A 22,412-nucleotide genomic window follows, 5' to 3' on the forward strand; every position below is an offset into this window, starting at 1 on the left:
CATGACCCAGCCGGGAATGAACATCGGCGCTGGACCCACGCAGGAGCCCGAGCAGAGCTTCTTCGAGGCCGTAGGCGGGCACGAGACGTTTGCGCGCATCGTCCACCGGTTCTACGCCGGTGTCGCCGAAGATCCGATCCTTGGCCCCATGTACCCCTCGCACGACATGGAGGGCGCCGAGTGGCGCCTCACCGCGTTCCTTGAGCAGTACTGGGGCGGGCCCACCACGTACTCCGACCAGCGCGGACACCCGCGACTGCGGATGCGTCACCACGGCTTCCACGTCAACCCGGAAGCCCGTGACCACTGGATTTCACTGATGCGCGATGCCGTGGCCGAGGAGAACCTCTCCCCGCTCCATGCGATGACCCTCATGGACTACCTTGAGCGCGCAGCACACTCCATGATCAACACCTTTGATCCCACCCCGGGCCCACAAGGCCCTGCTTCCGAGGAGAACTCATGAACCGCGCAGAGGACATCTGGGCAGACAAGGCCGTCGAGTCAGGCATGAACGTGCTGACGTTGCGCCGCCTGAGCGACACCTCGTTTGAAGGCGACTCCCTTCCGATGCCCGGAGGCCGCGCTTATGGCGGTCAGGTGCTGGCTCAGTCCCTGTTGGCCGCGGGACACACCGTCGATGACGACCGCGCTGTGCACTCCATGCACGGGTACTTCCTGCGCCCGGGAGACGCCTCGCGTCCCATCACCTTCGACGTCGAGGAGTTGCGCGATGGGCGGTCCTTCTCCGCGCGCCGCACCCACGCTATGCAGGACGGCAAGCCGATCCTGTCCATGATCGCGTCGTTCCAGCTTGAGCAGGATGGGCCTGAGCACTCGGTCACGATGCCGGAGGTTCCAGGCCCAGACTCCGTGGTCTCGGCCATCGACATCTTGGCCCCCATGGCCGGTCACCCCACGGCTGACTACTGGCTCGAGCGCACCTCGTTCGACCTCCGCCACGTCGAGGGCAGTCTGCTCATGCAGCCTGATCCCCGCCCAAAGCAGTACCAGACCACCTGGATCCGGCTTCGCAAGCCCGTCGAAGCATCGGACCTCATGCACCGCGCGCTGCTGGCGTTCGCGTGCGACCAGGTGATGCTTGAGCCGTTGTTGCGCCGCCACGGCGCTTCCTGGCAGACCCCGGGCCTTAACTTTGCGAGCCTCGACCACGCAATGTGGTGGCACCGTCCCGTGCGCGCGGACGAGTGGTTGCTGTACGTCCAAGACGCACCCACGGCCCAAGGAGGCCGCGGTCTTGGAGGCACATGGATCTTCTCCGAGGACGGACGTCTGGTGGCATCGGCCTCTCAGGAAGGCATGTTTAGGATGGGTAGTCCTGAGTAAAGCGGACCAAGGTCCCCCTTTACCCAAATGTGACGTAAATGGCACATTTTGCTTTTTACCAGGCAAGTTGAACTTTCATGCGACATGAACCGCGCCCAAAACTGGCCGTACGAGTTGAGAGCGTTGCCCCACGGTTGATAGCGTCGTAAGGCCGTTTCGGGGTCCGCGTCAGTCACGACCGAAACGCCAATGACCAGCCCAGACCTTGTGTTGCAGCGCCGTTCCCCGGCTGCGCCCAGGCGAGCGAGGCGCACATCCCGATGATGTCGCCTGCGGGCCCGTGACTGCCGTCCGACGGCTGCGAGTCCTCTCGCCTGTGTCAAGGTCGCAATCACGCTCCCGACCTGACGCTGGGAGCAGCTGAGGACATCAGTGAACGACACCGCATTGAAGGCGGAGGGCCTCTACAAGGTCTTCGGCCGCAACGCGCAAGATGCCGTTAAGAAACTGCAAAACGGTGCTTCGCGAGACGACCTAGGCGGCGCAACCGCCGCTGTCATCGACGCCTCGTTCGAGGTCAAGAAGGGCGAGATCTTCGTGGTCATGGGGCTATCCGGCTCCGGTAAGTCCACGTTGATTCGTATGCTCAACGGCCTCCACCCGCAGACGGCGGGAACCGTCACCATCGGCGAAGACTCCATTACCGGCGTCACCCCCGCCAAGCTCCGCGACATCCGTCGCCACAAGATCTCCATGGTCTTCCAGCACTTCGCGCTCCTGCCCCACCGCACCGTCATCGACAACGTCGCTTACGGTCTGGAGATCCAGGGCATGAGCAAGGAAGAGCGCCTCAAGCGTGCTCTCAAGATCACCGGTGTTGTCGGCCTGTCCGGCTGGGAAGAGAAGTACCCGTCGGAATTGTCCGGTGGAATGCAGCAGCGCGTGGGCCTGGCCCGTGCGCTCGCCGCTGACACCGAGGTTCTCCTGATGGACGAGGCGTTCTCCGCCCTTGACCCGCTAATCCGTCGCGAGATGCAGGACCAGCTCCTCGAGCTGCAGTCCGAGCTGGGCAAGACCATCATCTTCATCACGCACGACCTCAACGAGGCCATGTACATCGGCGACCGCATCGCAGTGATGCGCGATGGCCGCATTGTGCAGATTGGCTCCCCTGAGGACGTGCTGACGAATCCCGCTAACGACTACGTTGAGCAGTTCGTGCAGGATGTCGACCGCGCCAAGGTGCTGACCGCCGAGTCGGTCATGCGCAAGCCGTTCGCCGTCGCTCACGAGAACTCCGGTCCTGCGGCAGCGCTGCAGGCCATGCGCGAAAACGCGATCTCCGCGCTGTACGTCATTAAGCGTGACCGCACCATCGTGGGCTGGATTCGCGACCGCGACGTCATGGACCTAGTTCGCAAGGGCGAAAAGTCCATTGCCAGCGTCATTCAGACCGACCACGGCGCTGTCTCGAAGGACACCCCGCTCGCGGACCTGTTCATTCCGTCGCTCGAGGCCGCGCTGGCACTTGCCGTCACAGATGACAAGGACCGCCTCGTTGGTGTTGTTCCCCGCGTCACGCTGCTGGCAGCTTTGGGCGGCGAGCCCGATGCCGCCACGTCGGCCGAGCCCGTCGTTGAGCCCCTCCCCAGTGAGGTTGTCGACAAGGTGCTTGACGCCTCCACGGAGAAGGGCGGCACCCTGTGAACTTCAGCGAATTCTTTAACGAGTACTTCAACGTAGGCGACTGGATCGCGTCATTCTTTGACTGGCTGGACGACACGTTCGGCGCTTTCTTCGACTGGCTAGCCGACGCCATCGACGTGGTCTTCGACGGCCTGGACTGGCTGTTCGCCACTCCTGCCGCATGGATCATCATGGTGATCGTGGGTGTCTTTGCGCTGCTCGCCCGCGGATGGAAGTTTGCGACCGGGGCCGTCCTGGGCCTGGTCTTCATCTTTGGTGTTAACCAGTGGGAAAACGCCGTCGACACGCTCGTCCTCGTGATCATCGCCGCCGCTCTCGCGATCGCGGTTGCTATTCCCTTGGGAATTTGGGCCGCTCGGAATGACAAAGTGTCGCGAGTGGTTAAGCCCACGATGGACTTCCTGCAGACCCTACCCGCCTTTGTTTATTTGGTGCCTGCGTTGGCACTGTTCGGCATTGGCGTGACCCCCGGAATCATCGCCACGTTCATCTTCTCCCTTGCACCCGGAGTCCGACTCACTGAGCTCGGAATCCGTGGGGTCGACAAGGAAGTGGTTGAGGCTGGACAGGCCTTTGGCGCCACCCCGCGTCGCATCCTGCGCCAGATTCAGATCCCCCTGGCGATGCCATCGATCATGGCCGGCATCAACCAGGTCATCATGCTGTCACTGTCGATGGTCGTCATCGCAGGTATGGTCGGCGCGGGCGGACTGGGTGGCGACGTCACCCAGGCGATTACCTCGCTCAACGTTGGTCTCGGCTTCGAAGCCGGCCTCTCCGTCGTGGTTCTCGCGATCCTTCTGGACCGCTTCACCGCATCGTTCGGCAAGGGCCAGGGCCTGTACGGCCAGATTGCACGCAAGCGCCACGCCAAGCGTGAGGCTGCCGAGCAGGCTCGTATCGATGCACAGCAACTCGAAACGGCGGGACCCCGCCGCGCGGGTATCTGATCTAACTGTCCACCTGAACCCAGGCATCGGCCCTCGCGCCGTTGCCCTTACGCAAGACTTCGCGGTCCTCACGGACTGCGGGCGCCTCGCCCGACAAGCACGGCGAGACGCTTCCACGGCACCCGGAAATCCCTGTGCCGAGAAAGGAAGAAAAATGTTGAAGCGCACTGGAACCGCATTCGCGGTCACCGCTGCTGCGGGCCTCGTGCTCGCTGGTTGCTCGTCCTCGGACGACACCACCGACGAGAACACCGCTGGCGCCACTGACGACAGCTCGATGGAGGCCATGGCCGGCGGCGAAATCACGCTGGCCGCATTCAACGGCTGGGACGAGTCCATCGCGACCTCGCTTCTGTGGCAGAACATCCTGAACGAAAAGGGCTACGAGGCTTCGGTCGAATACGCCGACGCCGCCGTGGGCTTCCAGGGCATCGCCGATGGCGACTACGACGTCCTCACCGACGTGTGGCTGCCGCTCACCCACGCCTCGTACATCGAGGAGTTCGGTGACGACATGGAAGAGGTTGGCGCATGGTTCGACCAGGCCAAGCTCACCGTCGCTGTGAACGCTGACGCTCCCATCGACTCGCTCGCCGAGCTGGGTGCTGCTGCTGACGAGTTCGACAACCGCATCGTCGGTATCGAGCCCGGTGCCGGTCTGACCGCCACCATGCAGGACGCCACCATCCCCACGTACGACGGTCTGTCGGACATGGAGTTCATCACCTCGTCGACGCCCGCGATGCTCGCTGAGCTCGACAAGGCCACCGGCGACGGTGAGAACATCGCCGTGACGCTGTGGGAGCCCCACTGGGCCTACGGCGCCTACGACCTCAAGAACCTTGAGGACCCCGAGGGCACCCTCGGTGAGGCTGAAGAGATCGTGACCTACTCGCGCACCGGTTTCGGTGAAGAGTTCCCCGAGGTCACCGAGTGGCTCGGCAACTTCACGATGGAGTCCGACCTCCTGTACAACCTTGAGAACGCCCTCAACGCTGCCGACTCCACGGAGCACGAGCAGGTTGTGGCCGACTGGGTTGCAGAGAACCAGGAGTGGGTCGACTCGCTCACCGCGTAAGTCTGATCCGCGTCATCTGACGCAGTAATACACAGCGCCGGTCATCCCGAAAGGGATGGCCGGCGCTTTGCTGTATCCCCCTACTCCCCTGGCCGTACATACCCGGCGGGGATCCGGCGCCGCGGCCCTCCTAGCCGTAGGTTCTCGATGATGGCGAGCCAGCATCGGCCCTAGGAAAGGCACCCGGGGCGCGATGTGTCCTGTGAGGACATGAGGCTGGAATTCAGCGACTTCCGCGGACTGGTGCACTCAGAGGGTGCAAGGAGCGCCCGGTGATCAACGCTGGCGGAACTTCACCGGCTCCTCGACGTACTCAGACCACGCATCGCGCTCCCGCTCGGTCAGGCGACGGGGCCGCTCCGAGGCGGCATCCACCAGCACAAGCGTGGTCGTCGCGCGCGCGTACACGCGCTGCTCACCATCGCTGATGGGTGAGCGCACCTCGTAGCAAATCTCGATGCTCGCTCCCCCGAGCCGCCCGATCCACAACTGGACATCCAACGGCTTGCGCACGTACGGCGCGGGCGCGAGGTATTCGATCTGCTGGCCAGCGATCAGTGTGATGGTCTCCGCGCCTGGCCCGCCCGAAATGACTGCCGTTCGGTGGCCGTCATTGGAAGCATCGTGGTGCTGACCGTCTGGGGCGTGATCTCCCGATTCATCCGCCCAGAAGGCCCGGATCCTCACTTCTTCCAGAAGGCGGAGCATCTCGGCATTGTTGACGTGCCCGTAGGCATCGATGTCGGACCAACGGAGCGTGACGGGGACGTGAATGCGACTCATGCGATCCACGGTACCGCCGAGAACTGACGGCCAGGAGGGCCGGGGCCGCCAATCCCCGCCGAGTATGTCCGGCCAGGGGAAAAGGCGGACCACGAGGGCCGGGTCCAGGCCCCCTCCGTGTGCCCACGACGAACCGGGGCCAACAACAGCAAAGACCCTCCCCCGTACGCCTCCGTCACCGGAGATGTACGGCCAGGAGGGCCGATGCTGCGAATCCCCGCCGTGTATGTACGGCCAGGGGAAAAGGAGGGTTAGTCGCGGGTGAGCTTTCGGTAGGTCACGCGGTGAGGACGTGCGGCGTCGGCGCCGAGGCGCTCCACCTTGTTCTCCTCGTATGCCTCGAAGTTGCCCTCGAACCAGTACCACTTGGACGGGTTCTCCTCGGTGCCTTCGTAGGCGAGGATGTGGGTGGCAACGCGGTCCAGGAACCAGCGGTCGTGCGAGACGACCACGGCGCAACCGGGGAACTCGAGCAGGGCGTTCTCCAACGAGCCGAGTGTTTCGACGTCGAGGTCGTTAGTCGGCTCATCGAGCAGCAGGACGTTTCCGCCCTCCTTGAGCGTCAGCGCCAGGTTGAGGCGGTTGCGCTCACCACCGGATAGCACGCCAGCAGGCTTCTGCTGGTCCGGACCCTTGAACCCGAACGCCGAGATGTATGCACGCGAGGGCATCTCGACCTTGCCGACGTTGATGTAGTCCAGGCCGTCAGAGACGACCTCCCACAGCGACTTGTCGGGGTCGATGCCGCCGCGTGACTGGTCCACGTAGGACACCTGCACGGTCTCGCCGACCTTGAGGTCACCGTCGTCGAGCGGCTCGAGACCCACGATGGTCTTGAACAGCGTGGTCTTACCCACACCGTTGGGGCCAATCACGCCGACGATGCCGTTGCGTGGCAGCGAGAACGACAGTCCGTCGATGAGGACGCGGTCGTCGAAGCCCTTCTGGAGGTCCTTGGCCTCGATGACCACGCTGCCCAGACGCGGGCCCGGGGGAATCTGGATCTCTTCGAAATCGAGCTTCCTGGTCTTCTCCGCCTCCGCGGCCATCTCCTCATAGCGAGCCAGACGAGCCTTGGACTTGGTGCGCTTGCCCTTGGCGTTCGAGCGGACCCACTCCAGCTCCTCCTTGAGGCGCTTGGAGAGCTTGGCGTCCTTCTTGCCCTGGACGCTCAGGCGCTCCTGCTTCTTCTCGAGGTAGGTCGAGTAGTTGCCCTCGTACGGGTACAGGCGGCCGCGGTCGACTTCACAGATCCATTCCGCGACGTGGTCGAGGAAGTAGCGGTCGTGTGTGACGGCCATGACGGCACCGGGGTACTTCGCGAGGTGCTGCTCAAGCCACAGCACGGACTCGGCGTCCAGGTGGTTGGTGGGCTCATCGAGCAGCAGCAGGTCGGGCTTTTCCAGCAGCAACTTGCACAGCGCCACGCGGCGACGCTCACCACCGGAGAGCACCGAGACATCGGCCTCTGGCGGCGGGCAGCGCAGCGCGTCCATGGCCTGTTCAAGCTGAGCGTCGAGGTCCCATGCGTCGGCGTGGTCGAGCTCCTCCTGGAGCGTGCCCATCTCCGCCAGCAGCGCGTCGTAGTCGGCGTCGGGGTTGGCCATCTCTTCGGAGATCTGGTTGAAGCGGTCCAGCTTGCCCTTGATCTCGGCGACGCCCTCTTCGACGTTGCCCAGGACAGTCTTCTCTTCATTCAGCGGCGGCTCCTGCAACAGGATGCCAACGCTGTAGCCGGGGCTCAGCCGCGCCTCACCGTTCGACGGCTCTTCGAGGCCTGCCATGATCTTCAGAATGGTCGACTTACCTGCACCGTTGGGGCCTACGACACCGATCTTCGCGCCCGGGTAGAACGCCATCGTGACGTCATCGAGGATGACCTTGTCGCCGTGCGCCTTGCGCGCCTTCTGCATCGTGTAGATGAACTCTGCCACTGCTACTCCGTGAAGTTGTGGGGGCAGCGCCCGAAAGGCACCGCATGAATGACTGGCACCAGCCTACGCGGTCACAGCCTGCGGTGAGGCTCCGCACGCTACTGAGGGGAGCAAGCGTGCGGAGCCGGTCTCGATAAGCGGTCAGGAAGCGGCGAGCGCAGGCTCCTGAGCGGCTTCTTCTTCACTCGCAAAGGCCTCATCGACGTCGCTGCCATCGATCTCGGCATCAGTGCCTTCAGCAGTCGCGTCCCCACCGGCTTCGCCCTCCGGACCCGGCTCCGACGGCTTGCCCGGCAACATCTCAATCTCCCCGTTCTCCACAATCGCCCGCTTGAAGGTAGCGATACCTCGGGAAAGGTCGTGACCAATCGCTGAGGCATTGACCTGGAGAGCGAAACGCGCGCCTCCCGACTGAGTTGCCCACTCGTCGGTTTGGAGACGGCCGGCAACAATCACGGGTTCTCCCTTGTGGACAGACTTTTCAACAAACACGGCGGCCTTGCCGCGCACACGGATGTCGAACCACTCAGTCTTCTTGTCTACCCAGCTGCCGGAATCCCGGTCGAAACGCCGCGGCGTCTGCGCCACTCGGAACGTGCACATGTCGGTCGGCTGACCGTCCTTGCGCACCACGAAGGCGGGCGTTGTGGCGACCCATCCGGTCACCGTGATCGTCAGATCGTTCATCGTGTCCTCTCGCGGCCGCACCCTGCGACCTCCCACCACACTCGGGGGATCACAGGGTGCGGACCAGACACGAGGGCCGATGCGTGGATAGAGCACGCACCAGCCTTACCTGGGGACGAGGCTCAGTTGTTATTCACCGAGCTCGATGTTGCGGCGGCGCGCGGCATTGAGCGCGTCGCCGACAGTTCTGAAGAGATCGCGCTCATCGAAAACCGCTACAGCGGCAGCCGTTGAACCACCAGGACTGGTGACCTGCTGCCGCAAGGTCTCAGGAAGCTCTCCGGCTTCCTCCATGTACGCGACGGCGCCGGAGAACATGGCAGGAACGATGCGGGAGGCCTGGTCGTAATCGGCCCCCATCGAAATCGCTGCCTCACGCAACGCCTGCGCGAAGTAGAACACGTAGGCCGGTCCCGACCCGGTGACCGCAGTGAACGCGTCGATGAGGTGCTCATCAATACGTTCAACGACACCGGTGGGTGCCAACACAGCCTCAGCATCGGCCAAAGCATCGTCGTTCCCGGGCAACGCGCACACCAGCGTGGTGCCGCGTCCGATGGCTGTCGGCGTATTGGGCATGGTGCGCACCAACCGCGCGGTGTCAGGCAACACGGCATCCATCGCATCGAGGCGCGTGCCTGCCGCGACCGACAGCACCAAGGCACCGGGCTGCAGTGCAGGCGCGATCTCCGCGGCGAGGTCCACGATGCCCTTGGGCTTGACGCCAAGGATCACGACATCGGCGCCATCCACGGCCCACAGGTTGGCCTCAGGATCCGCCGACACCGCACGGTGCTCGGCAGCCGCGCCATCCGCTACCCACTCGGGAACGGACGAGCCCGTCGTCACGCGCATACGGCGATACGGCGCTGTGGACAGGAGCCGACGCGCAATCGCGCCAGCCATGTTGCCGCCACCAAGAACAGCGATCGACGCTTCGTTCATCGCCGTAGACGTCATGAAGTCTCCTCCTGTGCACCGGGTTCGGCGCCAGAGTTTTCCACGCCCAAGTCCCCAAGGTACAGGGACACCACCTTGGGGTCATGCAACAAGTCCTCGCCACTGCCCTCATGCGCATCGGTGCCCTGGTCGAGCACGTACGCGCGGTCACAGATCTGAAGGCAGCGGCGAGCGTTCTGCTCAACGATGACCACGCAGACGCCCGCTGAGCGGATGTCGTGGATGCGCAGGAAGGCCTCGTCCTGACGGGCGGGTGACAGCCCAGCGGACGGCTCATCGAGCAGCAACACTGATGGCTCACTCATGAGCGCACGGCCCATGGCCGCAATCTGCCGCTCACCACCGGACAGCGAACCTGCCCGGGCGTTGAGCATCGGCTTCAACTCCGGAAGAATGCCGAGCACCTTATCGATGCGCTCGCCGAACAGGTTGCGCTGAAGGTGAGTTCCCAGTTGGAGGTTCTCACGGACGGTCATGGGGCCAAAGACGTTGTCCGACTGCGGAACAAACGCCATACCGGAAGCCACCAGTTTGTCGGCGGCCCGGTTGGTGACGTCTTCGCCCGACAACTTGACGGTTCCAGAACGCACCGGCACCAGGCCGAAGATGGCCTTGAGGAGCGTCGACTTTCCGGCTCCGTTGGGGCCAATGATGCCCACAAGCTCGCCGTCGTCGGCGTGAATGGAGCACTCACGGACGATGTCGATCTCGGGCAGATAGCCCGCGACCATGTCGGTGACGTCGAGGTGCGGAGTCTTGGTGCTGTCGCTCATGCTCGACCAGCCTCTCGTTCGCGAATGATGGCACGCAGGTCCACGTCGTGGTGCGCGCCCAGGTAGGCATCGATCACGGCAGGGTTTGCCAGCGTAGGACCGGACTCGCCCTCGGCGACCACGCGCCCCTCCGCCATCACGACAACCCAGTCCGAGATTTCTTTCACGACGTGCATGTCGTGCTCCACGAACAGGATGGACAGGCCCTCGTCACGGAGGTCCGTGATGTGACTCAGGAGCGACTGCACCAGCGCGGGGTTCACGCCGGCCATCGGCTCGTCGAGCATCAGCAGCTTGGGCTGGGTCATGAGCGCACGGGCCATTTCGAGAAGCTTGCGCTGGCCGCCGGACAGGCTCGCTGCGTGGTCGTCGGCCTTGGTATCGAGCTTGAAGCGCTTGAGGAGACCCCAGGCGCGCTCGGTCGCCTCGTCGTAGTCGGCCTTCCACAGCGGCTTGAACAGCGAACGGGAGAACTTCTCCCCCGACTGACGCGCGCCCAGCAGCATGTTCTCCATGACGGTCAGGCGGCCCAGCACTCGCGTGAGTTGGAAGGTACGCACCATGCCGCGGCGGGCCACACGGTGGCGGTCCACGTTCTGCATGGGTTCGCCGTCGAATGACCACTTTCCAGCGTTGGCGGAGTCAAAGCCCGTGAGGCAATTGAAGAGCGTGGTCTTGCCCGCTCCGTTGGGACCAATGAGTGCAGTGATCTGACCGCGAGGCACTTCGAGGAGTTCAACGTCAACGGCGGCCACACCGCCGAAGTGACGTTGCACACCCTCAGCCACGAGGATCGGATCAGAGGCATGCTTAACTGCGGGCAAAGGACATCTCCTTCTTATTGCCAAGGATTCCTTGTGGTCTGAACACGATCAACAGCGCCAGGGCAAGGCCCACGAGGGCGAAACGGAGCTGCGGGGCATCGGCGAAATTCGCCAGGATGCCGATGTCGACCAGCCAGGTGATCATGGCTTCCGACAGCACCAAGACGGTCCAGAACACGATGGATCCCACGATGGGGCCAAGGATCGTGGCGGCTCCACCCAGGATCACGATCGTGAACAGGTTGAACGTCATGCGGGAGTTGTAGTCGATCGGAGACACCGCGGACGGGAGCACGTAGAGGATGCCGGCCATGGCACCGATGACACCACCGAGGATGAGCGCCTGCAGCTTGATGCCCGAGTCGAACTTACCCAGTGACGCCATCGCGTCGGGGTCCTCACGGACGCCGCGCAGGGTCAAGCCCCACGGGCTACGCATAAGCAGCCACACCAACAGGGTGACGATGCCGACGATGACCCACGTCACGATGGACCACCACAGCGCAGTGCCGGTGAAGACCCACGGGCCCAACTCGATACGACCTTCGCCGAGCGGGTTGAACTGGTTGAGCCAGCTCGAGTAGTCCGAGCCCTGTGACTCGTTGTTCGTGATTCCCTGCGCACCGCCGGTCACGTCGTCGAACAACGAGGAGTTCACGGTGTATCTGATGATCTCCGCGGCGGCGATGGTGACAATCGCTAAGTAGTCACCTCTGAGCCGCAGTGTCGGAATGCCGAGAAGGATGGCGAACACCGCTGCCGCCGCGAACGCGATCAGGATGGCTAGCCAGATTGGCAGTTCGAGCCACACAACCGACAGCGCGAACCCGTATGCACCGACGGCCACGAAGCCTGCTTGACCAAAGTTGATCAGTCCGGTGTAGCCGAAGTGGATGTTGAGGCCGATGGCCGCGAGCGCGAAGGCCGCGGTGACCGGAGAGAGTATCTGCTGACCTGCGGCCAGCAATGCGTCGAGGAGCGCCATGGATCAGCCCACCCTTTCCGCGCGACCGAAGATTCCTTGCGGTCGCACCATGAGAACAACAATGAGGATGGCCAGGGCGCCGACATACTTCATGTCCGACGGCAGCCACAGGACGAGGATCTCGGTGAGCAGACCCACCGCGAGACCTCCAGCGAGAGCTCCCCGAGCCGTTCCCGGTCCACCGAGCAGCATGGCGGCGAAGATCAGGAGCAGGGCCTTGAAGCCCATGTCCCAAGAGACGCCGTTCAAGAGCGCAAAGAGCACGCCGGACAGCGCAGTAATGGCGCCGGAGACAATCCAGATCGAGGAGATGGTCTTCTCCACGTTCACTCCTGTGGCCGATGCCAGGGCCCGGTTGGCAGCGACGGCGCGGGCCGCGCGGCCTGTTGACGAGCGCATCAGCCACCAGCCGACGAGTCCCACCACGACGGCCGCAGCTGCAGCACCAATCCAGGTGCTCGCGGGGAAGGCGACGGGGCCAAGCGACCACCGCTCCGACTGCTCAAGCGACACGCGCTTGGTGGTCGATCCAAAGAACGCGGCGAAGGTGAAGCGCAGCATCAGCGCGATACCAATCGAGGCGATCATGGCCGACACGATGGCGACGCCACGCTTGCGCAGCGGTTTCCAGATGGCGGCGTTTTGCGCCCATCCGGCCACCGCTCCGACGCCAGCGGCGAACACTGCGGCGAGAGCCAATGGCAACGACATTAGCGTGGTGCCCACATACGCGGCGAGCGCACCGATGGTGACTTGCTCACCGTGCGCGAAGTTCGTCAGGCCCGTTGTGGCGAACACCAGTCCAAGGCCCAAGGTCGCGAGGGTGAGGACGATGCCGAGGTTCAGTCCCGACGCGAGCTGCTGGAGAAATTGGTCGAACGTCACGGATGCGGATCCGGTAGAGGATCCGGTCGAGGTGTTGGTGTCGATTTCACCATCCTCGCCAAGAGCCACCTCGCCGTCATTGGCGGTCTCCTCAAGGGTCACGATCACGCGCTGAACGGGAAGCGTGTTGGCCTCGCCCAGGGTGCGGGCCACCGCGTACACGTCGCCGCCGTCAAATGAGGCGTCGATCGCGGAAGTATCAAAGGTGAGGACGTAGTCGCCCTCGTCCGGGACGGCGAGCGTGTCGCCGTTGCCGTTCTCGCCCGTCGTGGTCTCCGCGAGCTCGCCGTCGGCGTTGGCGACGGTCACGAGCGCACCTTCCACGGGCTCTCCATCGGCATCAACCAGGCGGGGAATGAAGCCCCACTCGGCGTCCGTGGATGCGCTCGCGGTGGTCGCAGCGAGGGAGGGAATCAAGAGTGAGGCCAGCAGCGTCAAGACTGCGAGGGCGGCCCTGGAGCGGGCTCTTGGTCGATGATGCACAGGTGTCCTTCGGTCGGTTGGTCGAACGCGGTGAGCGGGCGGGGCGCGAGAGGTACGCCCCGCCCGCGAAGCGCTTACTCCACGACGGAGTAGGTGCCGTCTTCCGCGTACACGAAGTGCAGGTAGTTGGTTGCGCCGACGTCGTTGTTCTCGTCGAAGTCGATCGCACCGGTCAGACCGTCAAAGTCCGGCAGTCCGCCGCCGTCGATGATGGCGAGGCAGTCGGCGTAGGTCGTGCAGGTTTCGCCCTCACCGGAGGTACCGCTGACCTCGGTCAGAGCGGCAGCGATGGCGTCGGGCTCAGTGCTGCCTGTGTAGGCAGCGGCCACGGCGGCGACGATGGTCGCGTCGTAGGTCGATGCCGAGTAGGCGAAGGACACCAGGTTGGGGTCGATCTCGAGGAGCTTCTCCTCATAGGTCGCCTGCGTGTCGAGGTCCGCACCGGGCTGGTAGGCCTGGATGCCGGTCAGGTAGGACAGGTCAGACAGCGACTCGTCGTAGCCACCAAGTGTGGAGCTCGAGAAGTAGATGTCCTCCGAGGGGTAACCCTCGGTGCCCACCAGCTGCTCGATCATGGCACCGGTGTAGGTGGCGTAGGAGAGGAACACCACCGCGTCGGGCTCAGCGGCAGCAACCGCGGTCACCTGTGCCGAGTAGTCCGTCTCCTCAACGTTGAAGGGCTCGTTGGCGGCGATGTCGAGACCTGCGGCTTCGAAGTTGGCAACCATTCCCTCTTCGAACGCAGCACCCCAGGCGTCGTTCTGCCAGATGATGCCGACCGAGGTGTGGCCGTCACCAGCGACGAGGTCAGCAAGACGTGCCGACTCGAGAGCATCGGTGGGAGCCGTGCGGAAGTAGTGCTCGCTAATACCCGTCAGCGACGACGAGGTGTTCGAGCCGGAGACCTGAATAATGCCGGCCTCGGTGATCAGCGGTGCCACGGCGGCGGCCATACCGGAACCGTAGGTACCGATCAGCACGTCTGCGTCAGAGTTGATGACGCCGTCCGCGGCGGAGGTAGCGGTGTCGTTGTCGGAGGTCGAGTCGACCTCTTCGAACAACACGTCCTGGCCAAACACACCGCCAGCAGCGTCGATCTCGTCGATCGCGAGCTGAACACCGGCGATCAGCGGCTCAACCGCGGATGCCTGGGGTCCCGTGTGAGGCAGGAACGAGGTAATGGCCAGGGGTTCGTCCGAGGTCATCGCGGCCGTTTCGGACGCTGAGGACTCCGGAGATTCCGAAGTTTCAGCTTCGGTGTCGGAGGAGCAGGCCGCGAGCGTGCCAACGAGCGCGAACGCCATTGTGGCGCTCATCGCTGCGCGGCGGGCGCGGCGGGTGGTCGGAGCAGTCATGAGTTCTTCCTTCGCTTGTGCGAGTGGTCGTCATCCTTGCCACGACGCGGGGCCCTCGCCCGTTGCCGCGATGCCTCGAAACAGTTGATGCCTCGTTGCATGTGAGTCAAAGTACCGTGTTGTATACAGACCTGTCTCCCGTCTTGTGTAACGTCTTTGTTACTTCTTTCACCATCCATCACGTTCGTGGGACTGCGTTTCAACAGCGCGGGCACGCACAAAGACTCACGAACCCACCAGCCGGTGATACGTTGCCTGTTTGTAAAGAGGTCATCAAGGAGGCCGCCCTCATGTCTGAGCTTTTGGCACGACGTCCCACCACGCGCACCGTGGCGGCGGACGCGGTATATGAGCGCGTACGGGATGCGATCCTGTCCGGCGAACTCCGCCCAAATGCCCGTTTAGTGGAAGAGGACCTGGCGGCAAACCTCGGAGTGAGCCGCTCGCCGGTTCGCGAGGCACTCATGGGGCTCACGCGTGATGGCCTGGTCGTCCGCTCACGGGGTTGGGCGGTCCGCGACCACACTCCGGAAGAAATCCTGACCTTGCTGGAAGCTCGCACCGTCTTTGAGACCGGAGCCGCGTACCTCGGCGCACCCCGCGTGACCGGCGACCAGCTCGACGCACTGCGGGAACTTGCTACCCAAATGGAGACGGGCGACCACGACCTCAGCACTCGTAACCGGCTCAACCGGACTTTTCACGAGGTTGTGACCCAGACCGCTCAAAACAGCGTGCTCGACGACGTCGCTCACCGCACGTCGTTTTCTTATTGGTCATTTGGCGCGGCGGCGATTCATCCCCCCGCAGACGCCGAAGTCGTCAATTCGCAACACCGCGACATCATTGCGGCGCTCGAGTCACGCGATCCCAATGCCGCACAACGCGCCGTCTACGACCACCTTCGCCGCACGACAGAGATCGTCAGCGAGTACGTGACGCGGAATCAGTCCCGCTAGCCTCGGGCTCGCTCGCATCGAGGCGAGTCAACTCATCCATGGCGCGATAGGCCTGGTGAATAGTCTCTGTCGGCTCCACGATTTCGGGAGCGACCACAGCCAAGACCGCATTGCGGCCCACCTCGAGCGTGCGCTTGCGAGCCTTCGATGACAGTCCGGCCTTCGCGAACAGCGCCTTGATTCCCGTGGGTCGCTCAACCTGAGGCCATGGCGCCTGCGCCAACGCTTCCTCGATATCAGCGGCCAACGACTCCCCGCCCGCGGTCGCCTCGGCCACGACACGACGCCACGTGGGCGGAAGCCCCTCGGTCGCCGCGTCAACCCAGTCCATCCGCTCACGCTCCGCAGTCGCGACGGACATGCGCAACGCAGTGTGAACGTCACCAGCGCTGCCCTTCGCCCGGGCGGCCACGGCATCGGCCCTTGCGTCAACGCCGGCAGCACGCGCCAGGGCCTCAACGAGTTCCGAAACGTCAGGCAACTTTGGCTCTGCTCCGCGTGCCAGCGCACCCGACAGCAAGCGCCCGGCGTACACGAGGTCCGCACGCACGGCTTCTGCGGCCACAGTCTTCGCGGCGACAGCTCCCGCCAGCTCAGCACGCAAGATGTCGAGCCCCTGGCCCGTCTTTGCGCTGATCGGCATCACCGGCACCTGGTTCATTCCGTCGACGGCGAGCAGTCGCTGCAGATCACGCGCCACGGCCCAAGCGTCTTCGGTGGCCAGCCGGTCCACGTGGTTCAGCACCACGAGCGACGGCCGCTGCTGTTGCGACGCAGCCTCAAGATAGGCCGAATGCAATGCATTGTCCGCGTACTTCTGCGGATCCACGACCCACAGCAACAGGTCTGCCATGGGCACAATGCGATCGACCGTCTCGCGGTTATCGGGATTGACCGAGTCGTGGTCGGGCAGATCGAGCAGCACCATGCCGCCCATGGCGGTTTCCGCCTCATCATCGAGCGGGTCAAGTTCGCGCGTGAAGCGGCGCTGCTCGTCGATACCAAGCCAATTGAGGAGGGCCGATGCGTCTGTCCCCCACACGGCTGCGCTCACCTTGGAGGTGGTGGGTCGGGCCACGCCGGAAACGGCGAACTCACGGCCAAGGATCGCGTTGAAGAGAGTCGACTTTCCCGAGCCGGTACCACCGGCCAGCGCCACGACCGTGTGGTCAATGCCCAGCTCAAGCCGTTCCTCGCAGCGGTCAACGGTCGCAAACACGTCGTCCCGGACAGCCGCCGGAATCGCCTCGGAGGCCCATTCCATCGCCGAGCGCAGCCGCGCGACGCGCTCGCGCAAAGCCGTGGTCTCCGAACGCGGCTCGAGGGGCACGAACTGGACGCTCACATCAGCCCCCTGAGCTCGGCGCGACGCAGGCGCACGGTCGATGCGACCTCGGGAAGCAGGGACGGCACGTCGGTGGGCTTCATCATGTCGAGAGCCTCACGGTTGATGCAATAGCGTCGCGCGCCGGTCAGTTCCGCCCGGGCCAGGTGGACCGGTTCTCCGACCGAGGGCGTGACGAGCACACCGAGAATGGTGCGCGCCTCCTCAACGCCGAGCGCCGCGGAGGCCAGCGCGATTGCAAGCCCCTCTTCACCAATAATCTCGGCTCCGCGCTGCGCGCCGTCAAGCCGCATGACTTGCTCGTGGCACTTGGTCATCCACGCACGCGTGGCATCGGAGGCTCGGCGTTCGCGAATAATGCGTGCGTCCCGCGGATCGCGCTGCCCGGCCAACCACTTGCCCGGCGATTCATCGCCATCGGTGAGGGCCTCGACCATGGTGTCCGAAGCATCGGCCGCTGCTGCAGCCAGGGTTGCCTCCACGGAGGCCAGCACATCCTTGCGAATCGCCTCGAGGGACGCGTCGCGGAGCTCCCGGGCGGACCTGCGCTTGGTCCACATGCTGTGGCGGAGTTTGTAGAGCGGGCCGCCCTCGGCGCAGGCAGACTCCCACCGACCAGCGAGCGATCCGGTCGAGATCTCCTCGTACCAGGTGGTTCCGCCCTTGGCCTCGGCCTGGGCAGCGCAGCGGCGCACCTCGGCTCGCACCTCACGCGCAGCGCCAACCTGATCATCCATGCGTTCGGCGAGGGTCTCGAGCCACTCTTTGAGCGACTCTGTCGCGCCGTGCATGGTGCGTTCGACGATGGTCGCAGCTGACGACGCCGCAACCGACTCCAGCCAACGTCCCAACCCACCAACAACATCGGCCGGAAGGTCTTTCCCGCCCCGGGTGTCCTCGGGAATCACGAACAAGGGCAGCGCTTCGAGGTCCTCATCGGCGAGGCGTTGCACCAACTCGCGACGAACCTGCGCGGCCACGTCGAGGGTGACGCGGTTGAGGACCATCGCGATCGAGGCACCACGCTCAGCGCCACGGCGCAGTGCATCCCACGGCACGGCATCGCCGTAACGCGCCGCTGTCGTGACGAAGACCCACAGGTCCGCCGCCTCGAGCAGGTTCTCCGCGATCTCGCGGTTCTCCGCCCGCACCGAGTCGAGGTCCGGCGAGTCAACGATGGCGAGGCCACGCGGCACCGCATCGGTCGCGACAACCTTCGCCTCGTGCGCGACGGAGGTGAGGACGTCCGCGTCGAGCGGGTGGTGAAAAACGTGGGGGGTGCGAGTCGTGGGGCGGAGCACGCCCGAGGGGGTGAGCTGTTCGCCGAGCAGGGCGTTGACGACTGTCGACTTACCCGCACCGGTGGATCCGGCCACCACGACGATCGCGGGCGACGCCTCTTCGCGCACGCGCGGAATCAGGTGGTGATCCAGCTGATCGAGCATGTGATCGCGCAGTTCGCGCGTGTCTTGAGCGTTGCCCAGCGGGATCGGCAGGTCGAGATTGGCGACTACCTTGCGGGTGTCGACGAGAGCGTCCAAGAGCGCACCGGGGTACGACCACGTCTTCATGGGTCGGATCGTCATACCCGTGTGGTCCCTCCTCGCTCGCAACAGGCACCAGGCTACCGTGACTGCCGCCTGCCCTAAGTTCACCACTGACCAGGACAGTTGCGCCACAGAAGCACCGCTCAAGGCGGTATTCGGGGCTTCGTCCACCCCAGCATCGGGCCGATGCTCGCAAGACTTTCGCTCTACTGCCACCGGGCGATGCGGTCCGGGCCGCGCCGGCGACTACCCTAGAGGCGTGCCGCGGGCACGCCGGCCCCCGTAGCTCAATGGATAGAGCAACGGCCTTCTAATCCGTAGGTTGCAGGTTCGAGTCCTGCCGGGGGCACTCCGTTTTTCTCACCCGAGGAGTCGTCACCAACGCCTCGGCCTACCCCAGTAGTGGGGCCAACCCGTCCGTCCCACGTGGCGCCTGCGGCACCCAGGGCAACACGACGGGCGCTGTGGCGCTGAGGTTGTGCACCTCAGATAGCCAGCGAGACTCCGCCTGAGCACGGGCAACGAGGACTGGATCCTGCGTGTCAGTGCGAGCGAGCGACTGGTTCACCACCCATGTCAGCGGCCGGATGCCCGCGCGCGCGAGGTCTTCTTGAAGGCCCTGCGCCTCGTGGACGGGCGTCGCCTCGGGTAGCGCTACCAGGAGCACGCGCATTTTGGCGGGGTCGGTCAGCGTCTCGAACAGCGTGGCCGTCGCGTCCTGACCCACTGCAGCGGTCTTAGACATTTGATTTTCGAAGCTGCGCGACGAGTCCAGGAGCAACAGCGTGTGGCCAGTGGGAGCGGTGTCGATCACGACGATCCGGTCCCCTGCTGCAGCGACAGCGCGGGCGAATGCGTGGAACACCGCGACCTCCTCCGTGCATGGAGACCGAAGGTCTTCCGCCAGCAGATCGATCGCGTACTCGTCCAAGCCTTCACCGGCTTCAGCCAACACCTTGGCGGTGTACTCCGCAGTCTCCGCGACCGGATCAATGCGGGTGACCTCGAGGTTCGCGGGCGGGTCGGACAGCACCTCGTTCACGTGAGCGGCGGGGTCAGTGGTGGTGAGCGTGACGTTGAGGCCGCGCTCCGCAAGCCCTAACGCGACGGCAGCGGCGACGGTCGTCTTGCCGACGCCGCCCTTGCCCATTGTCATCACCACGCCAGAGTCGGACTCAGCGAGTTGGTGCACTAGGACGGAAAGATCACGAGTGTCCGCGAGCGCGTCCAGTGCGGTTGCCGCGACGACCTCCGATTCCCACTGCGGCCCAGCGATCAGTTCACGCAGGCCGGCGATGCCCACCGGCGCGCTCGGCATCAGCGGCACGTAGTCCACGGACAGCGCCTTGCGGAGCTCTTCGGGCATGTGGGCGAGCGATGCGGCCTCGCGCTCCTGCCACGCAGTCGCGATCGGGTCGGATGAGTCGTGGGCGCGCAACACGCCGTTCACGATGACGCGCTGGTTGCTCATGTTGAGGTCGTGCAATTCGCGTGAGGCGCGGGCCGCTTCTTCAAGCGTCGCGCGCTCGGCGCGGGCGACAAGCACGATCGTGGTGGCGTCCTCATCCGCGAGCGCGGCGAGCGCGCCCGAGTAGGACTCTTGAGCCTGGCCCAGGGCGGAGACGGGGCCCACGCATGTCACGCCGGAGGTATTGGTCTCGAGGAAGCCCGTCCATGCGGCCGGCAGCGACAGCAGGCGCAAAGTGTGGCCGGTGGGCGCGGTGTCGAAGACAACGTGGTCGTAGTCGCGGGCAATCTGGGCATCGGCCAACAGCCCCACAAACTCGTTGAAGCCAGCGACCTCAACGGTGCACGAGCCGGACAGCTCTTCTTCAATCTGAGCGATCGCCGAGTCAGGCAGAACACCACGGAATGGTGCGACGACATTCTCGCGATACGTGGCCGCAGCCGCGACCGGGTCAACATTGAGCGACCACAGGCGGTCTACGCCTGGGACCGCCTGAGGTGCGGTGGCTGTGGGGTTGTCGAGATCCAATACCTCGCCGAGGTTGCTGGCAGGGTCGGTGGACACGATCAACACGCGGCGCCCAAGGTCCGCGAGCGCAACGGCAACTGCCGATGCTGTGGAGGTCTTACCGACGCCGCCCTTGCCCGTGAAGAACAAGTACCGGGTGGCGTTGTTCACAACGTCACCGAGAACGTCGGTGTCAGTGTCTAGGAGGGAGTCGGTGATAGTCATCTCAGCAGCACCCGGTGCTTCCGCAGCAACCGTTGTCGGCCTTTGCGTCCTTGGCGTTGTCCGCTGTGACAGCAACTCCCGCCCACTGCGCGAGTGTGTTGCGCTCGGGGTACTCGCCGCTCGAGACCAGGGCCCCGTCAACGATGATCGCTGGCAATGCACCGTCGCCGTTCTCGGCAAGCGCACCGCTGACGAGTGGATTGGCGACAAACTTTGCGGGCTCCTGTGCGAGGGTGGCGCGCTCGACGGCGACGCCGTTGGCTGCAAGCCACTCCAGGTCCGCAGCGAAGCGGGACAGTGCGGGATCCACGGACGGACCGCACACTCCGGTGGAGCAGCACATTGCGGGATCGAAAACCTCAACCTTGACCATGACACATGACCTTCCATATAGATGAGCGTCGATGTGGCGCTTCCCTCAGCATACATCGATGACCGTCAATATGAACCCGGCCAAAGGTCCCGATCCACTCTGCGCACAAGGCCTCTGACACCGGGCCGTCCGGCCGGCGGGAATCACGGGACCCTGCGGGCGCGTTGACACAGCGCAGCCATCCCGTCGAAAGGCACCTCGTGACTTCTTCCGCTCTGTTCAGCCCGCTCACCGTCGGCAACACGACGTTCCGGAATCGCCTTTGGGTCGCCCCCATGTGCCAGTACTCGTGCGAGGACCGAGATGGCGTCCCCACGGACTGGCATCTCGTGAACCTTGGCGGCATGGCACGCGGCGGGGCTGGGCTCGTGATCGCGGAGGCGACTGCGGTGGTCCCCGAAGGCCGAATTTCACCCTGGGACACAGGAATCTGGAACGACAATCAGGCCGATGCTTGGGCCAGGATCGTGCGCTTCCTCCACTCCCAAGGGTCGAAGGCGGGCATCCAGCTCGCACACGCAGGCCGCAAGGCGTCGACGTACCGTTCGTGGTCGGGCCGCGGGGCGGTGCCACACAGTGACGGTGGCTGGACACCGGTGGGACCTTCCGAGCTACCGTTCCGCGGACTGGCAGATCCGCAGCCGCTGAGCCACGAGGACATAGCGGACATCGTGACCGCCTTTGCTGACGCAGCGCGCCGCTCCGCTGCCGCAGGTTTCGACGTCCTCGAGGTCCACGCCGCGCACGGCTACCTCCTGCACGAGTTCCTCTCCCCCGCGTCCAACGACCGAACCGATGAGTACGGAGGCTCCCTCGAGAACCGAGCCCGCTTCATGCTGGACGTCATCCGCGCGGTCCGCGAGGCGGCGCCATCAACGACCGTGTTCCTCCGCCTGTCCGCAACCGACTGGATCGAGCCAGAGGGCTGGACGCTCGAGCAGACCGTCGAGGTGTCCCGCTGGGCCCGCGAGGCTGGCGCCGACCTCATCGACATCTCTTCCGGCGGCAACCTTCCCGACGCTCGCATCACCGTGGGCCCGGGCTACCAGGTGCCATTCGCCACGGCAGTTAAGGAAGGTACCGGGATGCCGGTTGCCGCAGTAGGCCTCATCACGGAACCCCACCAGGCCGAGCACATCGTGTCCGCAGGCCAGGCCGATGCCGTTATGGCAGGTCGCGAGTTCCTGCGCGACCCCCACTTCCCGCTACGCGCTGCGCACGAGCTCGGTGTGGACGTGGACTACTGGCCGCTGCAGTACGAACGCGGAACGTTCGCCGACAAGCCGTAACAGCACGT

Annotated in this window: 20 protein-coding genes and 1 tRNA gene; 8 read left to right on the forward strand and 13 right to left on the reverse strand. The window is 64.6% G+C overall.

Annotation, left to right across the window (positions count from 1 at the left end; translation table 11 throughout):
* The first annotated feature begins 1 nt into the window (after position 1).
* The 5 genes from AOP74_RS01585 to AOP74_RS01605 all read left to right on the forward strand — a co-directional run bounded on the left by AOP74_RS01585 (position 2) and on the right by AOP74_RS01605 (position 5,022).
* The gene (locus tag AOP74_RS01585) at positions 2 to 466 is read left to right on the forward strand and encodes a globin (protein WP_082095935.1); all 465 of its coding nucleotides are present in this window, start codon (positions 2 to 4) and stop codon (positions 464 to 466) included.
* Positions 463 to 1,347, forward strand: coding sequence for an acyl-CoA thioesterase (locus tag AOP74_RS01590; protein WP_061960592.1), 885 nt, complete (start codon positions 463 to 465; stop codon positions 1,345 to 1,347). The genes AOP74_RS01585 and AOP74_RS01590 overlap by 4 nt, the downstream gene beginning before the upstream one ends.
* A gap of 372 nt (positions 1,348 to 1,719) precedes the next feature.
* Positions 1,720 to 2,994 (forward strand): quaternary amine ABC transporter ATP-binding protein, encoded by a 1,275-nt coding sequence (locus AOP74_RS01595; RefSeq protein WP_061960593.1) that lies wholly within the window; start codon positions 1,720 to 1,722, stop codon positions 2,992 to 2,994.
* Positions 2,991 to 3,944 (forward strand): ABC transporter permease, encoded by a 954-nt coding sequence (locus AOP74_RS01600; RefSeq protein ID WP_061960594.1) that lies wholly within the window; start codon positions 2,991 to 2,993, stop codon positions 3,942 to 3,944. The genes AOP74_RS01595 and AOP74_RS01600 overlap by 4 nt, the downstream gene beginning before the upstream one ends.
* A gap of 154 nt (positions 3,945 to 4,098) precedes the next feature.
* Positions 4,099 to 5,022, forward strand: a complete 924-nt coding sequence (locus tag AOP74_RS01605) for a glycine betaine ABC transporter substrate-binding protein (RefSeq protein ID WP_061960595.1) — start codon at positions 4,099 to 4,101, stop codon at positions 5,020 to 5,022.
* A 276-nt stretch (positions 5,023 to 5,298) separates the two neighbouring features.
* On the opposite strand, the gene AOP74_RS01610 is transcribed toward AOP74_RS01605, so the two are convergent.
* The 9 genes from AOP74_RS01610 to AOP74_RS01650 form a co-directional block, all read right to left on the reverse strand.
* Positions 5,299 to 5,805, reverse strand: a complete 507-nt coding sequence (locus tag AOP74_RS01610; protein WP_061960596.1) for an acyl-CoA thioesterase — start codon at positions 5,803 to 5,805, stop codon at positions 5,299 to 5,301.
* A 251-nt stretch (positions 5,806 to 6,056) separates the two neighbouring features.
* On the reverse strand, positions 6,057 to 7,739 hold the full coding sequence (ettA, locus tag AOP74_RS01615; protein WP_061960597.1) for an energy-dependent translational throttle protein EttA: 1,683 nt from the start codon (positions 7,737 to 7,739) through the stop codon (positions 6,057 to 6,059).
* 141 nt (positions 7,740 to 7,880) lie between these two features.
* Positions 7,881 to 8,426, reverse strand: a complete 546-nt coding sequence (locus AOP74_RS01620) for a single-stranded DNA-binding protein (protein ID WP_061960598.1) — start codon at positions 8,424 to 8,426, stop codon at positions 7,881 to 7,883.
* Positions 8,427 to 8,555: 129 nt separating this feature from the next.
* Positions 8,556 to 9,386, reverse strand: coding sequence for a pyrroline-5-carboxylate reductase (gene proC, locus AOP74_RS01625; RefSeq protein ID WP_061960599.1), 831 nt, complete (start codon positions 9,384 to 9,386; stop codon positions 8,556 to 8,558).
* Complete coding sequence (locus tag AOP74_RS01630) at positions 9,383 to 10,159, reverse strand: ABC transporter ATP-binding protein (protein ID WP_061960600.1); 777 nt, start codon at positions 10,157 to 10,159, stop codon at positions 9,383 to 9,385. The genes proC and AOP74_RS01630 overlap by 4 nt, the downstream gene beginning before the upstream one ends.
* Positions 10,156 to 11,007 carry an ABC transporter ATP-binding protein gene (locus AOP74_RS01635; RefSeq protein ID WP_082095936.1) on the reverse strand — a complete coding sequence of 284 codons (852 nt, stop codon included), beginning with the start codon at positions 11,005 to 11,007 and terminating at the stop codon, positions 10,156 to 10,158. Before AOP74_RS01635 ends, AOP74_RS01630 begins: the two co-directional genes overlap by 4 nt.
* On the reverse strand, positions 10,970 to 11,968 hold the full coding sequence (locus AOP74_RS01640) for a branched-chain amino acid ABC transporter permease (RefSeq protein ID WP_061960601.1): 999 nt from the start codon (positions 11,966 to 11,968) through the stop codon (positions 10,970 to 10,972). Before AOP74_RS01640 ends, AOP74_RS01635 begins: the two co-directional genes overlap by 38 nt.
* Before the next feature lie 3 nt (positions 11,969 to 11,971).
* A complete protein-coding gene (locus AOP74_RS01645; protein ID WP_061960602.1) occupies positions 11,972 to 13,291 on the reverse strand; it encodes a branched-chain amino acid ABC transporter permease in 1,320 nt (439 codons plus the stop codon).
* A gap of 119 nt (positions 13,292 to 13,410) precedes the next feature.
* Positions 13,411 to 14,691, reverse strand: coding sequence for an ABC transporter substrate-binding protein (locus tag AOP74_RS01650; protein WP_061960603.1), 1,281 nt, complete (start codon positions 14,689 to 14,691; stop codon positions 13,411 to 13,413).
* A 290-nt stretch (positions 14,692 to 14,981) separates the two neighbouring features.
* Between AOP74_RS01650 and AOP74_RS01655 the strand changes: the two genes are divergently transcribed.
* On the forward strand, positions 14,982 to 15,650 hold the full coding sequence (locus tag AOP74_RS01655) for a GntR family transcriptional regulator (RefSeq protein WP_061960604.1): 669 nt from the start codon (positions 14,982 to 14,984) through the stop codon (positions 15,648 to 15,650).
* Here AOP74_RS01655 and AOP74_RS01660 read toward each other — a convergent pair.
* A complete protein-coding gene (locus AOP74_RS01660) occupies positions 15,616 to 16,995 on the reverse strand; it encodes a GTP-binding protein (protein ID WP_061960605.1) in 1,380 nt (459 codons plus the stop codon). The genes AOP74_RS01655 and AOP74_RS01660 overlap by 35 nt on opposite strands.
* Positions 16,992 to 18,581 carry a dynamin family protein gene (locus tag AOP74_RS01665; RefSeq protein WP_061960606.1) on the reverse strand — a complete coding sequence of 530 codons (1,590 nt, stop codon included), beginning with the start codon at positions 18,579 to 18,581 and terminating at the stop codon, positions 16,992 to 16,994. Before AOP74_RS01665 ends, AOP74_RS01660 begins: the two co-directional genes overlap by 4 nt.
* Before the next feature lie 237 nt (positions 18,582 to 18,818).
* On the opposite strand from AOP74_RS01665, the gene AOP74_RS01670 reads away from it, so the two are divergent.
* Positions 18,819 to 18,891: transfer RNA gene (locus AOP74_RS01670), tRNA-Arg, on the forward strand.
* A gap of 42 nt (positions 18,892 to 18,933) precedes the next feature.
* Here the strand turns inward: AOP74_RS01670 and arsA are convergent.
* On the reverse strand, positions 18,934 to 20,742 hold the full coding sequence (gene arsA, locus AOP74_RS01675; protein ID WP_061960607.1) for an arsenical pump-driving ATPase: 1,809 nt from the start codon (positions 20,740 to 20,742) through the stop codon (positions 18,934 to 18,936).
* 1 nt (position 20,743) lies between these two features.
* The gene (gene arsD, locus AOP74_RS01680; RefSeq protein ID WP_061960608.1) at positions 20,744 to 21,115 is read right to left on the reverse strand and encodes an arsenite efflux transporter metallochaperone ArsD; all 372 of its coding nucleotides are present in this window, start codon (positions 21,113 to 21,115) and stop codon (positions 20,744 to 20,746) included.
* A gap of 200 nt (positions 21,116 to 21,315) precedes the next feature.
* Here arsD and AOP74_RS01685 point away from each other — a divergent pair, with 200 nt between their 5' ends.
* Positions 21,316 to 22,404 (forward strand): NADH:flavin oxidoreductase/NADH oxidase, encoded by a 1,089-nt coding sequence (locus AOP74_RS01685; protein WP_061960609.1) that lies wholly within the window; start codon positions 21,316 to 21,318, stop codon positions 22,402 to 22,404.
* Positions 22,405 to 22,412: the final 8 nt, after the last annotated feature.

The sequence above is a fragment of the Demequina flava genome (assembly GCF_000975035.1).
Lineage (GTDB): Bacteria > Actinomycetota > Actinomycetes > Actinomycetales > Demequinaceae > Demequina > Demequina flava.

Excerpts from the sequence above, each read along its gene's own strand:
- AOP74_RS01585 (WP_082095935.1), top strand. The coding sequence starts at position 2 with ATGACCCAGCCGGGAATGAACATCGGCGCTGGACCCACGCAGGAGCCC.
- AOP74_RS01590 (WP_061960592.1), top strand. The coding sequence starts at position 463 with ATGAACCGCGCAGAGGACATCTGGGCAGACAAGGCCGTCGAGTCAGGC.
- AOP74_RS01605 (WP_061960595.1), top strand. The coding sequence starts at position 4,099 with ATGTTGAAGCGCACTGGAACCGCATTCGCGGTCACCGCTGCTGCGGGC.
- AOP74_RS01610 (WP_061960596.1), bottom strand. The coding sequence starts at position 5,805 with ATGAGTCGCATTCACGTCCCCGTCACGCTCCGTTGGTCCGACATCGAT.
- AOP74_RS01620 (WP_061960598.1), bottom strand. The coding sequence starts at position 8,426 with ATGAACGATCTGACGATCACGGTGACCGGATGGGTCGCCACAACGCCC.
- proC (WP_061960599.1), bottom strand. The coding sequence starts at position 9,386 with ATGACGTCTACGGCGATGAACGAAGCGTCGATCGCTGTTCTTGGTGGC.
- AOP74_RS01630 (WP_061960600.1), bottom strand. The coding sequence starts at position 10,159 with ATGAGCGACAGCACCAAGACTCCGCACCTCGACGTCACCGACATGGTC.
- AOP74_RS01640 (WP_061960601.1), bottom strand. The coding sequence starts at position 11,968 with ATGGCGCTCCTCGACGCATTGCTGGCCGCAGGTCAGCAGATACTCTCT.
- AOP74_RS01650 (WP_061960603.1), bottom strand. The coding sequence starts at position 14,691 with ATGACTGCTCCGACCACCCGCCGCGCCCGCCGCGCAGCGATGAGCGCC.
- AOP74_RS01655 (WP_061960604.1), top strand. The coding sequence starts at position 14,982 with ATGTCTGAGCTTTTGGCACGACGTCCCACCACGCGCACCGTGGCGGCG.
- AOP74_RS01665 (WP_061960606.1), bottom strand. The coding sequence starts at position 18,581 with ATGACGATCCGACCCATGAAGACGTGGTCGTACCCCGGTGCGCTCTTG.
- arsA (WP_061960607.1), bottom strand. The coding sequence starts at position 20,742 with ATGACTATCACCGACTCCCTCCTAGACACTGACACCGACGTTCTCGGT.
- arsD (WP_061960608.1), bottom strand. The coding sequence starts at position 21,115 with ATGGTCAAGGTTGAGGTTTTCGATCCCGCAATGTGCTGCTCCACCGGA.